Origin of the sequence: uncultured Georgenia sp. (genome assembly GCF_937958535.1) — a bacterium.
In the GTDB taxonomy this organism is placed as follows: domain Bacteria; phylum Actinomycetota; class Actinomycetes; order Actinomycetales; family Actinomycetaceae; genus Oceanitalea.
In genome coordinates, this window is the sequence record NZ_CALGNQ010000058.1 from 1 (window position 1) to 17,123 (window position 17,123).

At 74.2% G+C, this 17,123-nt stretch carries 15 protein-coding genes; 4 read left to right on the forward strand and 11 right to left on the reverse strand.

The features are described from left to right. Both Q0195_RS03480 and Q0195_RS03485 read right to left on the reverse strand, forming a co-directional pair. Positions 1-298: DUF3830 family protein (locus Q0195_RS03480; RefSeq protein ID WP_299274602.1), on the reverse strand; the 298-nt coding region annotated here is incomplete at its 3' end. A gap of 11 nt (positions 299-309) precedes the next feature. After that, positions 310-1,557: an aminotransferase class III-fold pyridoxal phosphate-dependent enzyme gene (locus Q0195_RS03485; protein WP_299274605.1), complete on the reverse strand. Its 1,248-nt coding sequence runs from the start codon at positions 1,555-1,557 to the stop codon at positions 310-312. A gap of 72 nt (positions 1,558-1,629) precedes the next feature. Between Q0195_RS03485 and Q0195_RS03490 the strand changes: the two genes are divergently transcribed. From Q0195_RS03490 to Q0195_RS03500, 3 genes are all read left to right on the forward strand, one after another. Beyond that, on the forward strand, positions 1,630-3,078 hold the full coding sequence (locus tag Q0195_RS03490; RefSeq protein ID WP_299274608.1) for an NAD-dependent succinate-semialdehyde dehydrogenase: 1,449 nt from the start codon (positions 1,630-1,632) through the stop codon (positions 3,076-3,078). Positions 3,079-3,187: 109 nt separating this feature from the next. Beyond that, complete coding sequence (locus Q0195_RS03495) at positions 3,188-4,069, forward strand: HAD family hydrolase (RefSeq protein WP_299274610.1); 882 nt, start codon at positions 3,188-3,190, stop codon at positions 4,067-4,069. Positions 4,070-4,079: 10 nt separating this feature from the next. Further along, positions 4,080-4,880 (forward strand): deoxyribonuclease IV, encoded by an 801-nt coding sequence (locus Q0195_RS03500; protein WP_299274613.1) that lies wholly within the window; start codon positions 4,080-4,082, stop codon positions 4,878-4,880. A 3-nt stretch (positions 4,881-4,883) separates the two neighbouring features. Here the strand turns inward: Q0195_RS03500 and pgi are convergent, their stop codons facing one another. The 4 genes from pgi to Q0195_RS03520 are packed head-to-tail and all read right to left on the reverse strand — an operon-like array spanning position 4,884 to position 10,445. Further along, positions 4,884-6,521 (reverse strand): glucose-6-phosphate isomerase, encoded by a 1,638-nt coding sequence (gene pgi, locus Q0195_RS03505; RefSeq protein WP_299274615.1) that lies wholly within the window; start codon positions 6,519-6,521, stop codon positions 4,884-4,886. 50 nt (positions 6,522-6,571) lie between these two features. Continuing rightward, positions 6,572-7,714: a hypothetical protein gene (locus Q0195_RS03510; protein WP_299274617.1), complete on the reverse strand. Its 1,143-nt coding sequence runs from the start codon at positions 7,712-7,714 to the stop codon at positions 6,572-6,574. After that, complete coding sequence (locus tag Q0195_RS03515; protein WP_299274619.1) at positions 7,711-9,270, reverse strand: FAD-dependent oxidoreductase; 1,560 nt, start codon at positions 9,268-9,270, stop codon at positions 7,711-7,713. The genes Q0195_RS03510 and Q0195_RS03515 overlap by 4 nt, the downstream gene beginning before the upstream one ends. Next, on the reverse strand, positions 9,267-10,445 hold the full coding sequence (locus Q0195_RS03520; RefSeq protein WP_299274621.1) for a glutamate--cysteine ligase: 1,179 nt from the start codon (positions 10,443-10,445) through the stop codon (positions 9,267-9,269). The genes Q0195_RS03515 and Q0195_RS03520 overlap by 4 nt, the downstream gene beginning before the upstream one ends. 79 nt (positions 10,446-10,524) lie before the next feature. Here Q0195_RS03520 and hrpB point away from each other — a divergent pair, with 79 nt between their 5' ends. Next, on the forward strand, positions 10,525-13,041 hold the full coding sequence (gene hrpB, locus Q0195_RS03525) for an ATP-dependent helicase HrpB (protein WP_299274624.1): 2,517 nt from the start codon (positions 10,525-10,527) through the stop codon (positions 13,039-13,041). Here hrpB and Q0195_RS03530 read toward each other — a convergent pair. The 5 genes from Q0195_RS03530 to adh all read right to left on the reverse strand — a co-directional run bounded on the left by Q0195_RS03530 (position 13,026) and on the right by adh (position 16,937). Further along, positions 13,026-13,361 (reverse strand): DUF488 family protein, encoded by a 336-nt coding sequence (locus tag Q0195_RS03530; protein WP_299274631.1) that lies wholly within the window; start codon positions 13,359-13,361, stop codon positions 13,026-13,028. The two genes, hrpB and Q0195_RS03530, sit on opposite strands and share 16 nt — an antisense overlap. Beyond that, a complete protein-coding gene (locus Q0195_RS03535) occupies positions 13,361-14,428 on the reverse strand; it encodes a mechanosensitive ion channel domain-containing protein (protein WP_299274634.1) in 1,068 nt (355 codons plus the stop codon). The genes Q0195_RS03530 and Q0195_RS03535 overlap by 1 nt, the downstream gene beginning before the upstream one ends. Before the next feature lie 26 nt (positions 14,429-14,454). Continuing rightward, a complete protein-coding gene (locus Q0195_RS03540) occupies positions 14,455-14,757 on the reverse strand; it encodes a YciI family protein (RefSeq protein ID WP_299274637.1) in 303 nt (100 codons plus the stop codon). 22 nt (positions 14,758-14,779) lie between these two features. Continuing rightward, positions 14,780-15,304 carry a DUF779 domain-containing protein gene (locus Q0195_RS03545; RefSeq protein WP_299274641.1) on the reverse strand — a complete coding sequence of 175 codons (525 nt, stop codon included), beginning with the start codon at positions 15,302-15,304 and terminating at the stop codon, positions 14,780-14,782. Between the two features lie 70 nt (positions 15,305-15,374). Next, entirely contained in the window at positions 15,375-16,937 is a 1,563-nt protein-coding gene (gene adh / locus Q0195_RS03550) for an aldehyde dehydrogenase (protein ID WP_299274643.1), read from the reverse strand. Positions 16,938-17,123 lie beyond the last annotated feature (186 nt).

A 17,123-nucleotide genomic window follows, 5' to 3' on the forward strand; every position in this document is an offset into this window, starting at 1 on the left:
CGGCCGAGCCCGGCTCGTAGCCGAAGGCCGGGTTGCCGATCTCCCAGGGCTCGAAATCGAAGAGGCACACGTCGCCGGGGATGGGCGTGACGGTGGGGTTCTCCCGGTGCGGGGCGGCGGTGATGCGGGGCAGGAGCGTGTAGACCTCGTTGCGGGCGAACTTGGCGTGGAAGGCGTTCCCGGCGAGCGGCAGGGCGTCCCAGACCGCCTGGCTCGTCGCCGGCGCCTCGTCGTCGAGCAGCCGGGCGCGGCAGGAGACGCCGCGCACCTCGAGGGTGATGGTGACGTAGCGGGCCACGGGCCTTCCTCTCACGAGACGGCGGCGAGGACGTCGGCCCAGATCGCCAGGCCCTCGTCGACCTCCGCGGCGGTGATGACGAGGGGCGGGATCATGCGCACGACGTTCATGTACGCCCCGCAGGTGAGCATGAGCAGCCCGCGGCGGGCCGCCTCCTGCTGGGCCGCCTGGGCACGGGCGGTGTCCGGCTGACCGTCCGGCGTGGTGAGCTCGACACCGACCATGAGGCCGAGGCCGCGGACGTCCCCGACGGCAGGGGTGGCCGCCGCCCGGGCACCGGCGAGCAGCTGGGCGCCGCGCTCGGCGGCGTTGTCCACCAGGCCCTCCTCGGCGATGACGTCCAGGGTGGCGACGGCTGCCGCGCAGGCCACGGCGTTCCCGCCGTAGGTGCCGCCCTGGGAGCCGGGCCAGGCGCGTGCCATGAGCTCGGCGGAGGCGGCGATCCCCGAGAGCGGGAAGCCGGAGGCGATGCCCTTGGCGATGGTCATGATGTCGGGCCGCACGTCGAAGTGCTGGTGGCCGAAGTACCGGCCCGTGCGGCCGAACCCGGTCTGGATCTCGTCGACGACGAGGAGGATGCCGTACGCGTCGGCACGCTCGCGCAGGCCCTGGAAGAAGGTGGTGTTGCCCGGGATGTACCCGCCCTCACCGAGCACCGGCTCGACGACGAACGCCGCGGTCTCCTCCGGAGCGGTGACGGTGGCGAACAGGTAGTCCAGCTCGCGCAGCGCGAAGGCGGTGGCCTCCTCCTCCGTGGTGCCGTACCGGTAGGCGGTGGGGAAGGGGGCGATGTGGACCCCGCCCATGAGCGGGCTGAAGCCGGCGGAGAAGCGGGTGCCCGACGTCGTCATCGTCGCGGCGGCGACCGTGCGCCCGTGGAACCCGCCGTGGAAGGCGACGATGTTCGGGCGGCCCGTGGCCTGCCGGGCGAGCCGGAGGGCCGCCTCCACGGCCTCGCTCCCGGAGTTGGCGAAGAACAGCGAGTCCAGCCCGGGGGGCAGCACGTCGGCGAGGCGCTCGGTGAGCTCGAGCAGCGGTCGGTGCATGACCGTCGTGTACTGCCCGTGGATGAGCCGCCCGACCTGCTCCTGCGCGGCGGCGACCACCCGGGGGTGGCAGTGGCCGGTGCTCACCACCCCGATCCCGGCGGTGAAGTCGAGGTAACGCCGCCCGTCGGTGCCGTGGACGCGGCAGCCGCGCGCGTGGTCCACGGTCACGGGGGTGGCCTGCAGCAGCCGAGGGGACAGCGTCGTCGTCATCGGGACCTCCCACGAGGGTTGTCGGATTGTTGACAATACCCATACGATGGCGGGAACGGCAAGGAGGCTGCCATGGAGGAGACCGAGGCGATCGCGTCCGTCCCGACCGGGTTGTTCGTCGGCGGGCAGTGGCGCTCGACCGAGCGGACCATGCCGGTCCACGACCCCGCCACGGGGCAGGTGCTGTGCGAGGTCGCCGACGCCTCGCCGGAGGAGGCGATGGCCGCGCTGGACGCCGCGGCGGCCGCTCAGGCCTCCTGGGCGGCGACCCCGCCCCGGGAGCGCAGCGAGGTCCTCACCCGCGCCTTCGAGCTCATCCGGGCGGACGCCGACCGGCTCGCGCTCGTCATGACCCTGGAGATGGGCAAGCCGCTGGCCGAGGCACGCGGCGAGGTGGCCTACGCCGCCGAGTTCTTCCGCTGGTTCGCCGAGGAGGCGGTGCGGATCGACGGGGGCTACCTGCCCGCACCAGGGGGCGGGTCGCGCTTCCTCCTCACCCGTCAGCCGGTCGGGCCGAGCATCCTCATCACGCCGTGGAACTTCCCGATGGCGATGGGCACGCGCAAGATCGGGCCGGCGATCGCCGCCGGCTGCACGTCGGTGATCAAGCCCGCGGCGCAGACCCCGCTGTCGACGCTCGCGCTGGTGGACATCCTCGTCCGGGCCGGGTTGCCCGACGGCGTCGTCAACGTCGTGACGACCAGCCGCTCCGACGACGTCATGACACCCCTCATCCTCGACCCGCGCTCGCGCAAGCTCTCCTTCACCGGCTCCACCCCGGTGGGCAAGCACCTCCTCGGGCTGGCCGCACGGACCGTCATGCGGACGTCGATGGAGCTCGGCGGCAACGCCCCGTTCCTCGTCTTCGACGACGCCGACCTCGACGCCGCCGTCGACGGGGCGCTGCTCGCCAAGATGCGCAACATCGGCCAGGCATGCACCGCGGCGAACCGGTTCCTCGTCCAGCGCCCCGTGGCAGACACCTTCGCCGCACGGCTCACCCAGCGCATGAGCACGCTGCCGATGGGGCGCGGCACCCAGGACGGGGTGGTCGTCGGCCCGCTCATCACCGACGCCGCGGTGGCGAAGGTCCGCGACCTCGTCGCAGACGCCGTGGACCGCGGGGCACGGGTGCGCCTGGGCGGGGAGCCGGTCGAGGGGCCGGGGTCGTTCTACCCGGCCACCGTGCTCACCGATGTCCCGCGCGAGGCCCGGCTGTCCAGCACGGAGGTCTTCGGCCCCGTCGCGGCCATCACCGAGTTCGACTCCGAGGAGGAGGCCGTCGCGCTGGCCAACGACACCCCGTACGGGCTCGTGGCGTACGTGTACACGGAGAACCTCGCCCGCGGCATCCGGGTGAGCGAGGCGCTGGAGACCGGGATGGTCGGGCTCAACCAGGGCATCGTCTCCAACCCCGCGGCACCGTTCGGGGGTATCAAGGAGTCGGGGATCGGGCGCGAGGGCGGCTTCGCCGGGATCGACGAGTTCCTCGAGACCAAGTACGTCGGGGTCGCGGTCTGAGCCGGCGGCGCTTCGCCGCTGCCGCCGGAACGGCCTATGGTGCGGACGGGTGCCCGCCGCCGCGACGGCGACGGGTGTCACACATCCCCGGACGAGGCGAAGGATTCGGTTGCCGATATCGCTGGACTTCACCCCCCGCCTCGTGGCGTCGGATATCGACGGCACGATCCTGCCCGCCACCGGAGCGGTGAGCAGGCGCACCCGTGACGTCTTCGCGCGTTCCGTCGACTCCGGTCTGGACGTCGTGCTCGTCACGGGGCGACCGCCGCGGTGGCTCCCTGCGATCCTCCGGCAGACCGGGTTGACCGGACCGGTGATCGCGGCGAACGGGGCGATGGTGGTCAGCGGCCCCACGCTGGAGCCGATCGAGGTCCACCCCATCCCCCGGGAGGCCGCTTACAGCGCGGTCGAGCTGCTCCGGGCCGCGGTCCCGGACGCCGTCTTCGCGGCCGAGACCCCGGCGGGCCTGCGCGCCACGTCGGGCTACCTCGAGGCACGCGGCCGGGAGCAGCAGGCACCCGCGCAGCGGGGCGTGACCGTGGTGACCTCCACCGAGGAGCTGCTCGCCGCGGGGCCGGTGGTCAAGCTCGTCACCCTGGCCGACGCGCTGGACCCCGACAAGTTCCTCCGCATCGGACGCGAGCAGGTGGGACACCTCCTCACCGTCACCCGGTCCAGCGTGGGCCGGGCGCTGCTGGAGCTCGGCCCACCCGGCGTGACGAAGGCGTCCACCCTCGCCGACCTCGCCCGGTCGCGCGGCATCCCCCTCACCGAGGTGGTCGCCTTCGGGGACATGCCCAACGACGTCGAGATGCTCCGCTCGGTGGGGCGCGGGTTCGCGATGAGCGGGGGCCACCCGGAGGCGCTGGCGGCGGCCGACGCGACGGCGCCCCCGGTCCACGAGGACGGCGTGGCCCAGGTGGTCGAGCGGATCCTCACCGCGCGGCCGCCTCACCCAGCGCCGGCACCCGGTGTCCGCACGAGGCGTTAGGGTCGGCCCCATGCCAGTAGTGGGAGCCCATGTCGACCAGACCGACCCGATCGCCGAGGCCCGCGCGCGGGGGGCGGATGCCGTCCAGATCTTCCTCGGGGACCCCCAGGGGTGGAAGGGCCCGGAGGTCCGGTACGCCGGCGGCGCCGAGGCGCTGCGGGCCGCCGCCGAGTCGGCCGGTGTGCGGATCTACGTCCACGCCCCGTACGTCCTCAACGTCGCGACGACGAACAACCGCATCCGCATCCCCAGCCGCAAGCTGCTCCAGAAGCACGTCGACGCCGCCGCGGAGATCGGGGCGGCGGGGATCGTGGTCCACGGCGGCCACGTGCTGGCGGCGGACGACCCGGCCGTCGGGTTCGACAACTGGCGCAAGTGCGTCGCAGGGCTCGATGCCAAGGTCCCCGTGCTCATCGAGAACACGGCGGGCGGCAACCGCGCGATGGCCCGCGGCGTGGAGCGCCTCGAGCAGCTGTGGGCCGCGGTGCTCGCGGCCGACGGCGGCGCGGAGATCGGGTTCTGCCTCGACACCTGCCACTTCTACGCCGGCGGCGAGGAGCTCGCCGGACTCGTCGAGCGGGTCCGCGCGGTGACCGGGCGGATCGACCTCGTCCACGCCAACGACAGCCGCGACGCCTTCAACTCCGGCGCCGACCGCCACGCCAACCTCGGTCAGGGGACGCTGCCGCCCGAGGATCTCGGCGCGGTGCTCCGCGAGGCGGGCGCACCGGTCGTCGTCGAGACCCCGGGCGGCGCCGAGGAGCACCGCGCCGACATCGCCTGGGTCCGGGCCCAGCTCGGCGCGGCCTGAGCCTCACCCCCGCCGGCGCAGGCTCCGGTAGCGGCGGATGAGCGCGTTCGTCGAGGAGTCGTGGCGCAGCTCGGGCTCCTCCTCGGCAGTGAGCTCGGGGCCGATCCGCTGCGCCAGCACCTTGCCCAGCTCCACCCCCCACTGGTCGAAGGAGTTGATCCCCCACACCACGCCCTGGGTGAACACCCGGTGCTCGTAGAGCGCGACGAGCTGCCCCAGCACGGAGGGCGTGAGCCGCGGCGCGAGCATGAGCGTGGTGGGGGAGTTGCCGCGGAACGTGCGGTGGCTGACCAGCTCCGCGGCCACACCCTCGGCACGCACCTCCTCGGCGGTCTTGCCGAAGGCGAGGGCCTCCGCCTGGGCGAGGAGGTTCGCGGTGAGCTGGTCGTGGTGCTCGGGCACCTCCTCGGCAGGGTGGACGAAGCCGATGAGGTCGGCGGGGACGAGCTGGGTGCCCTGGTGGATGAGCTGGTAGAAGGCGTGCTGCCCGTTGGTGCCCGGCTCGCCCCACACGACCGGTCCGGTCTGCACGGTGACCGGTGTGCCGTCGCGGGTCACCGACTTGCCGTTGGACTCCATGTCCAGCTGCTGGAGGTAGGCCGGGAACCGGGAGAGGTACTCGCTGTAGGGGAGCACGGCGTGGGTGTCCGCGCCACGGAAGTTGCGGTGCCAGATACCGATGAGGCCGAGCAGCGCCGGCAGGTTGCGCTCCAGCGGGGTGGTGCGGAAGTGCTCGTCGACGGTGTGGAAGCCGGCGAGCATGTCGCGGTAGTGCTCCGGGCCGATGGCGATCATGAGCGAGAGCCCGACCGCGGAGGTCATCGAGTAGCGGCCGCCGACCCAGTCCCAGAAGCCGAACATGTTCGCCGTGTCGATGCCGAACTCGGCGACCTTCTCGGCGTTGGTCGAGACGGCCACGAAATGCTTCGCCACCGCGGCGTCCTCACCCAGCGCCTCGACGAGCCAGCGGCGCGCCGTCGTCGCGTTGGTGATCGTCTCCAGGGTGGTGAAGGTCTTGGAGACGACGACGAAGAGCGTCTCGTGCGGGTCGGCGGCCGCGAGCACCGGGGCGATGTCGTCACCGTCGACATTGGAGACGAAGTCGACGGTGATGTCGGGCGTGGCGTACGGGGCCAGGGCAAGCGTCGCCATCCTCGGGCCCAGGTCGGAGCCACCGATGCCGATGTTGACCACTCGGGTGATCCGCCGGCCGGTGTGGCCGCGCCACCGGCCGCTGCGGACCTCCTCGCTGAAGGTGGCCATGCGGTCGAGCACCTCGTGGACGTCGGCGACGACGTCCTGCCCGTCCACCACGAGCTCGGTGCCCCGTGGGGCGCGCAGGGCGGTGTGGAGGACGGCGCGGTCCTCCGTGGTGTTGATGTGCTCCCCGCGGAACATCGCCTCGATCTGCTCCGGCAGCCCGGCGGCGTGGGCGAGGTCGACGAGGAGGCGCAGGGTCTCCTCCGTGACGCCGTTCTTGGAGTAGTCGACGTACAGGTCTCCCACCTCGGCCACGAGCCGGGTGCCCCGGTCGGGGTCCGCGGCGAAGAGGTCGCGCAGGGAGGTCCCGGCCGTCGCGGCGGCATGCTCCTCGAGGGCCTTCCACTGCGGCGTGGTCGAGATGTCCTGGGGCTGTGGCACGTCTCTGCTCCTTCGTCGGCGTCGGTGCCCCCATCATGACCCGAAGTGGTCTAGTCGGTGCGTTCGATCTCGGCCAGCGAGTCCACCGCGCGCTTGAGGGAGACGAGGATGCCGTCGACGACGAGCTGCTCGTCACGCCGCGGGGCCAGCCGCCTGGCGTCCCGCACGGCGTCGGCGGCGTGGGCGCTCGACATCGGGTTCTCCTCCCCGTCGAGGTGAGGGTCGGCGGTGCCGGCGACGGTGGGGTTCTCCAGGGCGGCGGCAATCGTCCGCAGCGCGGAGCAGATGCGGCGCCGGGTGTCCGCGGTCAGCGCGGCCGCGCGTGCCTCGGTGTCAGAGGGCAGGTCGCTGAAGAGGAGGTCGGCGAGGTCGCTGACCACCAGGGCGAGACGGTCGAGGGTGCGGGCCTCGTACCGCAGCGCCTCGATCGAGCCGCTGTAGCGGCGGGCACGCCGGTTGCGGTGGGCCGCCTCGCCCACCTCGGCGACGAACGCATGCATGCGGGCGCGCTCGTGGGGGCTGGCCGCGTGCTCCTGCTCCCACTGGAGGACGTTCGGCGGCTCGTCCGACTCCAGGAGGTCGGCCAGGCGGGCGACGTCGTCGGCGACGGTCCGGCGGAAGGCGGTGACGACAAGCTGGGCGGGGGCCAGGGGCAGTGGCGGGAAGACGGCGTTGACCGCGATCCCGACGAGCGCACCGAGGAGGGTGAGGCCGGCGTAGGCGCCGACGTAGGTCGCCTCGCCGTTGCCGATGATGAGGGTGAACAGTGCCGCGGTGGGTACCCACCCGCCCATCGCCCCGAGCCGGCGCCAGCCGGCGAGCAGCACGGCGGGCACGACGACGAGCGCGACCGCCGGCGGCCCGGACACCGGCAGGAGATCCACGACCCAGCCGACGGCGCCGCCGACCGCGATGGCGGCCACCGACTGCACCGACTCCCGGACCGAGCCGGCGAGCGTGAACGTCGTGGCGATGACGGCGCCGAAGGGGGCGTAGTAGGGGAACTCCGCGGCCGGGCCGGGCAGCACCCCCGCGAGCGCCCAGGCCAGTGCCGCTGCGACCGCGGCCCGGATCGCGAGCGCCCACCGGGGGTGGCGCCGCCACCGCTCGCGCCACCACCACGCGCGGGTGACGTCCCGGGGGAGCGGGATGCGCACCTGCCACCGTCCCGGGGTGCGCAGCTCAGGGGTCATCGAGGTTGCAGCCCCCGGGTCGCCGGTCCCTCGAGCAGCTCGCCCTCCGCCGTGAAGCGGGAGCCGTGGAGCGGGCAGTCCCACGAGCGCTCCTCGTCGTTCCAGCGCAGCACACCGCCCAGGTGCGGGCAGAAGCCGGAGAAGGCCCGGGTGACACCGTCGACGGTGGAGACCGCCACCGGATGCATGCCGCGCCGGACGATGCAGCCGGTGCCCTCGGCAGGGACGACGCCGGTCCCGGCATCGGCCGGACGGTCGGGTGCCGGGGGCGCGGCCGGCCCCTCCGGCCCCTCGGTCCGTGGCTCGGGGTGGGCGATCGCGCGCGCGTAGCCACCGGCGAGCTGGGCAGCCACGCCGGCGTTGAGCCGCACCGCCTCGGTCAGGCCGGTGACCTCATGCCGGCTCCAGCTGCGGTACGCCTCGCCCCACTCCGGGCGGTCGTCGCCGATGTGCCCTGCGATCAGGTGCGCGGCGGCCACCGCGTTCGCCATGCCCCACTTGGCATAGCCGGTGGCGACCAGCACCCGGGCGTCGCGCGGCAGCAGCGAGCCGACGTAGGGCAGCTCGTCGACCGGGTGGTAGTCCTGGGCGGACCAGCGCGCCACGAGCCGGGCGTCGGGGGACCAGCCCCGGGTCCAGCTCAGGAGGTTCTCCACCCGCGCCCGGGGGGACTCGGCGCGTCCCACGACGTGGGAGGCACCCCCGACGAGGAGCAGCTCACCGTCGGCGCCGGGTGCGGTGCGGATGGACCGGGTGGGTGTACCGGCGGTGATGGACATCTGCAGGCCGGTGGGCTCGGGGACGGCGAAGGCCAGTGCGTAGGAGCGCTGCGGCTCGAGCCGGGCGAAGAACCCGCCACGGTCGGCGAACGGGGTACCGGTGGCCAGGACGACCCAGTCTGCACGTACCGAGCCGCGTCCGGTGACGACGGCGCCGTCCGGGCCGTGCGCGTCGGTGACCCGGGCCTGGGTCCGCACATCCACCCCGGCCCGCTCGGCCTCCTGCGTCAGGGCGGCGAGCACGGCGACCGGGTCGACCTGCGCCTGGTCGGGCAGCCAGGTCGCGGCCAGGGCGGGGAAGGGGACGCGGAAGGTGTCGCGCCACTCGACCGGCAGGCCGGCCGCCCGGGCGGCCGCGTGCTCCGCCTCGGCCGCGGGCAGCTGCTGCGGTCCGGCCGCGTAGGTGAGGGCCGCCCTGCGCTGCACCGGCACGTCGAGCCGGGCGCACTCGGCGAGCAGCCAGTCCTGCCCCACCCGATTGCCCGCCACGTACTGCCGGACGAGCTCGGGGCCGTGCCGGCGCGCGATGGCGGAGAGCCGGGTCCCCTGCAGGAGGGACACCTTGGCGGTGGAGTGGCCCGTGGTGCCGGCACCGATGAAACGGGCCTCGAGCAGGACGACGCGGGCACCGGCGCGGGCGAGCAGGAGCGCTGTCGCCACGCCGGTGAGCCCGCCCCCGACGACGGCCACGTCGTAGCTGCCGGCGACCGGCTTGCTCGCGTGCCGGGCCGCCCCTGGCACGGTGTCCGGGCCGGCCGTGAACCACAGCGAGGTCATCGTGGGTCCCCCTCCGTCCTCGAGCCGCCGACGGCGGCGTCCTCCAGTCCGTGGGTGGTGCGGACCGCGGCGGCGACGACGTCGGGCAGGCTGCCGGTGCGCTCCAGCTCCCGCCGCTGCCGGTCGGCGCCGTTACCGGTACGGGCGAGCCGGTCCAGGCCCGCGGCGACGAGGCCGACGTCGCCGTACTCCTCCAGGGCCGGCCGGACCCGCTCGACGAGGTCCGTCAACACCTCGGACGCCGGTCGCGGCCGCCCGGTGTCGGGGTGGACCAGGCCGTCGCCGAGGCCGTAGCAGGACGCCTGCCAGGTCGCGGCCCGCAGGAGGGCGGTGGGGACGTCGGGCGCGGGCCGGCCCGCGCGCCAGTCGGCGGCCGCGGTCTGGACCAGGGCCCGGGACAGGGCGGCGAGCAGCACGGTGTCGCGGGGGTCCTGGCAGACGTCGGCGACGCGGATCTCCAGGGTGGGGTAGGTCGCCGAGGGCCGGGCGTCGAGGTAGACCATGCCCTCGTCCATGATGACGCCGGTGGCCAGGAGGTCCCGGATCCGCTGCCGGTAGGCGGCAGCCGTGCCGAAGGCGTCCGGTGGCCCGGCCGTGGGCCAGCGCCCCATGACCTGGGCGCGGTAGCTGGCGTACCCGGAGTCACTGCCCTGCCAGTAGGGGGAGTTGGCGGACAGGGCGAGGAGGGTGGGGAGCCACACGCGGACCCGGTCGAGGGCGGCGACCGCCTCGTCGGGTGAGTCGACACCGACGTGGACGTGGCACCCGCAGGTGAGCTGCTCGGAGCCGACGAGGCCGAAGCGCTCGACGATCTCGCGGTACCGCTCGCTCCGCCCCGTCCGCGGCTCCACCGGCAGCGGGGACGTGCCCAGGGCGGCCACCCGCGCCCCCTCCCGCCGTGCCGCGGCCTCGGCGTGCTCCCGCCAGGCGACGAGCTCCGCGCCGAGGTCGTCCATGCTCCGGTGCGGCGCGGTGTCCGTCTCGAGCTGCTGGCGCTGCAGCTCACCGTCCAGGCTGGACCCGGCCTCGGCCGTGGGGTGCCCGGGGCGGCCGTCGGCCGGGCGGTCCCCCTCGGCCAGGTCCGCCCTGCGCAGCACGCGCGGCGCCACCGACACCGCCTGCCCGGAGCCGCTGCGCACGAGCAGCAGCTCCTCCTCCACTCCGACTGTTCGCATCTGGCCAGTCTGTCCCGGCACCGGCGGGTCGGCACGGCGGGCCCCCCGGGCGGCTGACCCGCTGCGGCACACTGGCGGGGTGTCCGCCGTCCTGTCCTCCCTCCTCACCGCCCCGCCCGCCCTCCCGGTCACCGCGGGGCTCGCCGAGCTCTCCGCGGCCGTGCGTGCCCACGGCGTGGCGGTGCTGCAGTCCCCGCCCGGCAGCGGCAAGACGACCCTCGTGCCGCCCGCCCTGTCGGTCGCCCTGGGGGGACGGGTCGTGGTGACGCAGCCGCGGCGGATCGCCGCGCGCGCGGCGGCCCGGCGCCTCGCCGACCTGCTGGACCAGCCGGTCGGGGCGACGAGCGGCTTCGCGGTGCGCGGCCAACGGCGCAGCGGTCCCGACACGCTCGTGGAGTTCGTCACCGCCGGCACCCTGCTGCGCCGGCTGCAGGGCGACCCGGAGCTGCCCGGCGTGCGGGCGGTGGTGCTCGACGAAGTGCACGAGCGGCAGGTCGACACCGACCTGCTCCTCGCCATGCTCGTCGAGGTCCGCGCGGCCCTGCGGGAGGACCTCGCCGTCGTGGCGATGTCGGCGACGGTCGAGGCCGACCGGGTGGCCGCCCTCCTCGGGCCGCGGGCCACGGTGGTCACCGTGCCCGGTGCGCTGCACCCGGTCGCCACGGTGTGGTGCCCGCCCCCGCGCACCGCGGCCCGGCTCGTGCCCGGCGGGACCAGCCCGGCCTTCCTCGGGCACGTCGCCGAGGTGGTCGGCCGGGCCGTGGCCGAGCAGGAGGGCGACGTGCTCGTCTTCCTGCCGGGCGCCCGGGAGGTGGACGACGTCGTCCGCCGCCTACGGGGCACACTCCCCGGGGTGACAGTCCTGCCCCTGCACGGCCGCCTCCCCGGCGCCGAGCAGGACCGTGCGCTGCGACCCGCCGGGGAACGTCGGGTGGTCGTGTCGACGGCGGTGGCCGAGTCCTCCCTCACCGTGCCCAGGGTGCGGGTGGTCGTGGACAGCGGGCTGGCACGCGAGCCGCGCACCGACCATCACCGCGGGCTGGCCGGGCTGGTCACCCGCAGCGTCAGCCAGGCAGCGGCCGAGCAGCGTGCCGGCCGCGCCGGCCGGCAGGGGCCCGGGACGGTGTACCGCTGCTGGTCGGCCGCCGAGCACGCCCGGCTCGCGCGGCACCCGCAGCCGGAGATCCACACCGCCGACCTCACCGGGCCGCTGCTCGAGCTCGCTGTATGGGGCGCGCCCGGGGGAGCGGGGCTCGCCCTGCTCGACCCGCCGCCCCCGGCCGCCGTCTCCGCCGCCCACACCACGCTCGCCGAGCTCGGGGCGTTGACGCCCGACGGCACGGTCACCGGCCGGGGCCGCGACATCGCCGCGCTGGGCACCGACCCGCGGCTGGCGCGGGCACTACTCGACGGCGCCGCGCTGGTCGGGCCGCGGACCGCGGCCGAGGTGGTCGCGCTGCTCGCCGACGACGGCGGTCCCGGCGACGTCGACCTCACCGCGGTGCTGCGCAGGCGCCGGGCCCAGGCCGGCCGCGGCGACACGTGGCGCCGGGAGGCCGACCGGTGGGAGCGGCTGCTGCGCACCACCCGACCGGCGCCACCCCACGAGCCGGTCGCCGACCTCGACCTCGCCGTCGGGCTGGTGACGGCGCTCGCCCACCCCGACCGCATCGCCCGCCGCCGGACCGGTTCCGAGCACTACCTGCTCGCGTCCGGGGCGGGGGCCCGGTTCGCCGGCGGCGCACTGGCCGGCAGCGAGTGGCTCGCCGTCGCGGAGGCGACCCGCGCGCCGGGCCAGGCCGACGCCGTCATCCGGGCGGCCGCCCCGATCGACGAGGCGACCGCCCGGGAGGCGGGGGCCAACCTCCTCGCCACGGTGGAGGACGTCGCCTGGCGCGACGGGCGGCTCGTCGCGCGACGGGTGGAGCGGCTGGGCGCGATCGAGCTCGCGGCCGAACCGCTGGCCCGCCCCGCCCCGGAGCGCGTCACCGCCGCGGTGCGCGACGGGCTGCGTGCCGCGGGGCTCGGGCTGGTGCCGTGGCCCGCCGCGGCGGTCTCGCTGCGCGAGCGGCTGGCGTTCCTCCACGCCGCGCTGGGGGAGCCGTGGCCCGACGTCTCCGACGAGGCCCTGCTCGACCGTGTGGCGCAGTGGCTCGGCCCGGACCTGCAGCGGGTGCGCAGCGACCGGGACCTGGCGCGGCTCGACACGACGAGCGCGCTGCGCCGGCTGCTGCCGTGGCCGGAGGCGGCCCGCCTCGACGAGCTCGCCCCCGAGCGGGTCACCGTGCCCACCGGGTCCGCGCTGCGGGTGGACTACTCCGACCCGGCCCGGCCCACGCTCGCGGTCCGGATCCAGGAGGTCTTCGGCTGGCGCGGCGCCCCGGCCCTGGCCGGCGGGCGGGTGCCGCTCGTGCTCGAGCTGCTCTCCCCGGCCCGGCGTCCCGCCGCCGTCACGGCCGACCTCGCCGGGTTCTGGCGCACCGGGTACCCGCGGGTGCGGGCCGAGCTGCGCGGGCGCTACCCCAAGCACCCGTGGCCCGAGGACCCGACGACGGCCACGCCGACGACGCGAACCGCGCGTCAGTCACGCAGGTAGTCGGCGAGCACGACGGCCTGGTTGTGCTCGGTGTCCCGCGCCGAGTAGAGCAGGGTGACGTCCTCGTGCTCGGCGACGATACGGCGCAGCTCGGCCAGTGCCGTGCTGCCCACCAGCTCCTCGCGGTAGCGGCGGACGAACTCCGGGTAGCGCTCCGGGACGTGGTCGAACCACCGGCGCAGCCCGGTGGAGGGGGCCACCTCCTTCAGCCACGTGTCCACGACCTCCTTGCGGATCCCGCGCGGCCAGAGCCGGTCCACGAGCACCCGGTGGCCCACCGCCCGCTCCGCGTCGTAGACACGCACGACGTGCAGCGCCATCAGTCCCGCCTTCCCGCGACGAGCTCGCTGTCCGTGTAGGGCGGCAGCGCCACGCGCTGCACGGGCAGCGCCTCGGGGTTGTGCTCCCGCAGCCAGACGACGAGGTGCTCCCGGACGGCGCAGCGCAGGGTCCAGTCGTCGCTCGTGTTCGCCGTGGTGACGAGGGCACGGACGGTGACCTTTCCGCCCGTGGAGTCGGTGACGAGGAGCGACTTGGCCCGCCCGTCCCACGCCGGGTGCCCGGCGACGAACTCGTCGAACGCCGCCCGCATACCGGCGAAGTCGGTCCGCCAGTCGAGCTCGAAGTGGACGACGCCGGTGACGCTGTCCCCGGTGCGGCTCCAGTTGATGAAGGGCTCGGTGGTGAAGAAGGTCGACGGCAGCACCTTGTGCCGCTCGTCCCAGATGCTCACGACGACGTAGGTCAGGGTGATGTCCTCGACGGTGCTCCACGTGCCGTCGACCTCGACGATGTCGCCGATGCGGATGGCGTCGGTGAAGGCGAGCTGCAGTCCGGCGAAGAGGTTGCCCAGGCTGGTCTGCGCGGCGATGCCGACGACGACGCTGAGCAGGCCGGCCGAGGCGAGGATCGTCGTGCCGACCCGCTCCACACCCGGGAAGGTGAGGAGCACCATCGCCACCCCGATGATGACGAAGGCGACGTTGACGAGCCGGCGGATGAGCTGCATCTGGGTGCGGGCCCGCCGCCGCTCCCGGTCGTCCTGCTTGCGCGCCACCACGCGCTGTTGGGCGTGTTCCATCCAGGCGAGCACGAGGGTCGCGGCCAGCCAGACGGCCGAGGCGATGGTGGCGACGAGCAGGACATGCATCCCGACGTCGCGGGCGGTGCCACGGTCGGCGGTGGCGGCGAAGGAGATCCGCAGGGCGATCGCCAGCAGCAGCGCGGCGAGCGGCCGGCGCACCCGCAGCCAGCCGTGCCACAGCCCGGGCAGCCGCCCCCTCGTCCGGGTCACCGCGACGTTGACGACCGCCATGACCAGCAGGACCGCCGCGCCCGCGGAGGCGACGGCGATGATCCACTTGAGCACGGGCCAGAACTCGTCCATGGTCCACCAGTAACAGACGAGCCGGACTAGTGCGACGCGTGCTCGGCGAAGGCGCCCACGACCGGGTTCCAGGGCCGCACCGTGCGGCGGGTGATGAGGTGGGCCCGGTGGAACGGGTCGTCGTCGAGCAGGTGCTGGGCCCCGGCCACGTCGCGCGCGCGGACGAGGAGGAGCGCCCCCGGGGCCGCGTTGTCGAGCCACGGCCCGGAGGCGAGCAGCGTGCCCTCCTCGTGGAGGCGGCCGAGGAACTCCCGGTGCCGGGGCCGCAGCGTGGCCAGGTCCTGGGTACGGGACGTGTCGTAGGTGTACTCGACGACGAAGACGGTCATGCGCACGACAGTAGTGCTCCGCTCAGCCGCCGGGGATCGCGCAGGCGTCGGCGACGTCCGTGACGACCTGCGGGTGGGTGGCGGCCGGCGGCCGTGCCCCCGCCTCCCAGTCGGCGCCGGTGAGCACCGGCTGCTCCTCCAGGGCGCGCAGCTCGGCGTCGTTGAAGACGCGGGAGCGGGTGAGGAAGCGCACCCCCTCAGGGCCCTCGAGGCTGAACCCGGCACCGCGACCGGGCACGACGTCCAGGACGAGCTGGGTGTGCTTCCAGGCGTCGAACTGCGGCGCCGAGATCCACACCGGCACGCCATCGGCGTCGTCGGGCGCGTCCGGTCGGGTCTGTCCGGGGAAGAGCCGCAGGTCGAGCACGCCGAGGAGGATCTCCCGGTCCCCGACGACGAACTCCCCCTGCGGGTAGCACATCGGTGAGGAGCCGTCGCAGCAGCCGCCCGACTGGTGCATCATCAGCGGCCCGTGCTGATCGCGCAGCCGGTCGAGGAGCTCCATCGCGGCCGGCAGCGCCGCGACGCGCGGGACGATGACGTTCATCCGTCCTCCTGGTGGGGAGAGTCCGTGGGGCACCCGGGGCCGCCCGCGGGCGGCCCCGGGCCCGGTCGGTCTAGAAGAAGCCCAGCGGCTTGGGGGCGTAGGAGACGAGGAGGTTCTTCGTCTGCTGGTAGTGCTCGAGCATCATCAGGTGGTTCTCCCGCCCGATGCCCGACTGCTTGTACCCGCCGAACGCCGCGTGCGCCGGGTACTGGTGGTAGGTGTTCGTCCACACCCGGCCGGCCTGGATGGCGCGGCCGGCGCGGTACATCGTGTTCGCGTCACGGCTCCACACCCCGGCGCCGAGACCGTAGAGGGTGTCGTTGGCGATCTCGATGGCGTCGTCGAAGTCCTTGAAGGTGGTGACCGACAGGACCGGGCCGAAGATCTCCTCCTGGAAGATCCGCATCTTGTTGTGGCCCTTGAAGACGGTGGGTTGGATGTAGTACCCGCCCTCGAGTCCCTCGACCCGGTCGACGTCGCCGCCGGCGAGCACCTCGGCGCCCTCCTGGCGTCCGATGTCGAGGTAGCTCCTGATCTTCTCGAACTGGTCGGTGGAGGCCTGGGCACCCACCATCGTCGCCGGGTCGAGCGGGTGGCCCCGCTTGATCGCCTCGACCCGGGGCAGCGCCCGGGACATGAACTCGTCGTAGATCGACTCGTGGATCAGCGCGCGCGACGGGCAGGTGCAGACCTCACCCTGGTTGAGGGCGAACATGGTGAAGCCCTCGAGCGCCTTGTCGAGGTAGTCGTCGTCGGCCGCCATGACGTCGGGGAAGAAGATGTTGGGCGACTTGCCGCCGAGCTCCAGGGTCACCGGGATGATGTTCTGCGAGGCGTACTGCATGATGAGCCGCCCCGTCGTCGTCTCACCGGTGAAGGCCACCTTGGCGATCCGCGGGTTCGAGGCCAGCGGTTTGCCCGCCTCCGTGCCGAAGCCGTTGACGATGTTGACCACGCCGTCGGGCAGCAGGTCCCCGATGAGGGAGATGAGGTAGAGGATCGAGGCGGGGGTCTGCTCGGCCGGCTTGAGCACGACGGCGTTGCCCGCCGCCAGGGCGGGGGCGAGCTTCCACGTGGCCATGAGGATGGGGAAGTTCCACGGGATGATCTGCCCGACCACACCGAGCGGCTCGTGGAAGTGGTAGGCCACGGTGTCGTCGTCGAGCTGGGAGATGCCGCCCTGCTGCGCGCGGATGGCGCCGGCGAAGTAGCGGAAGTGGTCGATCGCCAGCGGGAGGTCGGCGTTGAGCGTCTCGCGGATCGGCTTGCCGTTCTCCCACGTCTCGGCGACGGCGAGCGCCTCCAGGTTCTCCTCCATCCGGTCGGCGATCCGGTGGAGGACCAGCGCGCGCTCGGCGACCGAGGTGCGGCCCCAGGCGGGAGCCGCGGCGTGGGCGGCGTCGAGCGCCAGCTCGACGTCCTCCGCGGTGCTGCGTGCCACCTCGGTGAACACCTGGCCGTCCACCGGGCTCGGGTTCTGGAAGTACTGTCCCTTGACCGGCGGTACCCACTGTCCGCCGATGTAGTTGTCGTAGCGCTTCTGGTAGCTCATCAGCGCGCCCTCGGTGCCGGGTGCGGCGTACGTGCCGGGCGCGGTGCTGGTGTCCCTCGTGACGTCGGTCTCGGTGGTCATGAACGAGGACTCCTTCGTGTCTCGGGCTGCCGGGTAGTGGCCGGGAGCCGGCTCCTCCTCGAGCCGGCCCTGCCCTCGACGATATGTCGTGGATCACATCTTGGGAAGGGTCCCGGTCCCCGTCGCCGCTCGGCACCGCTCCCGCAGCGGCGCAGCCGCGTGACCGTTGTTCATCCGGACCGTACG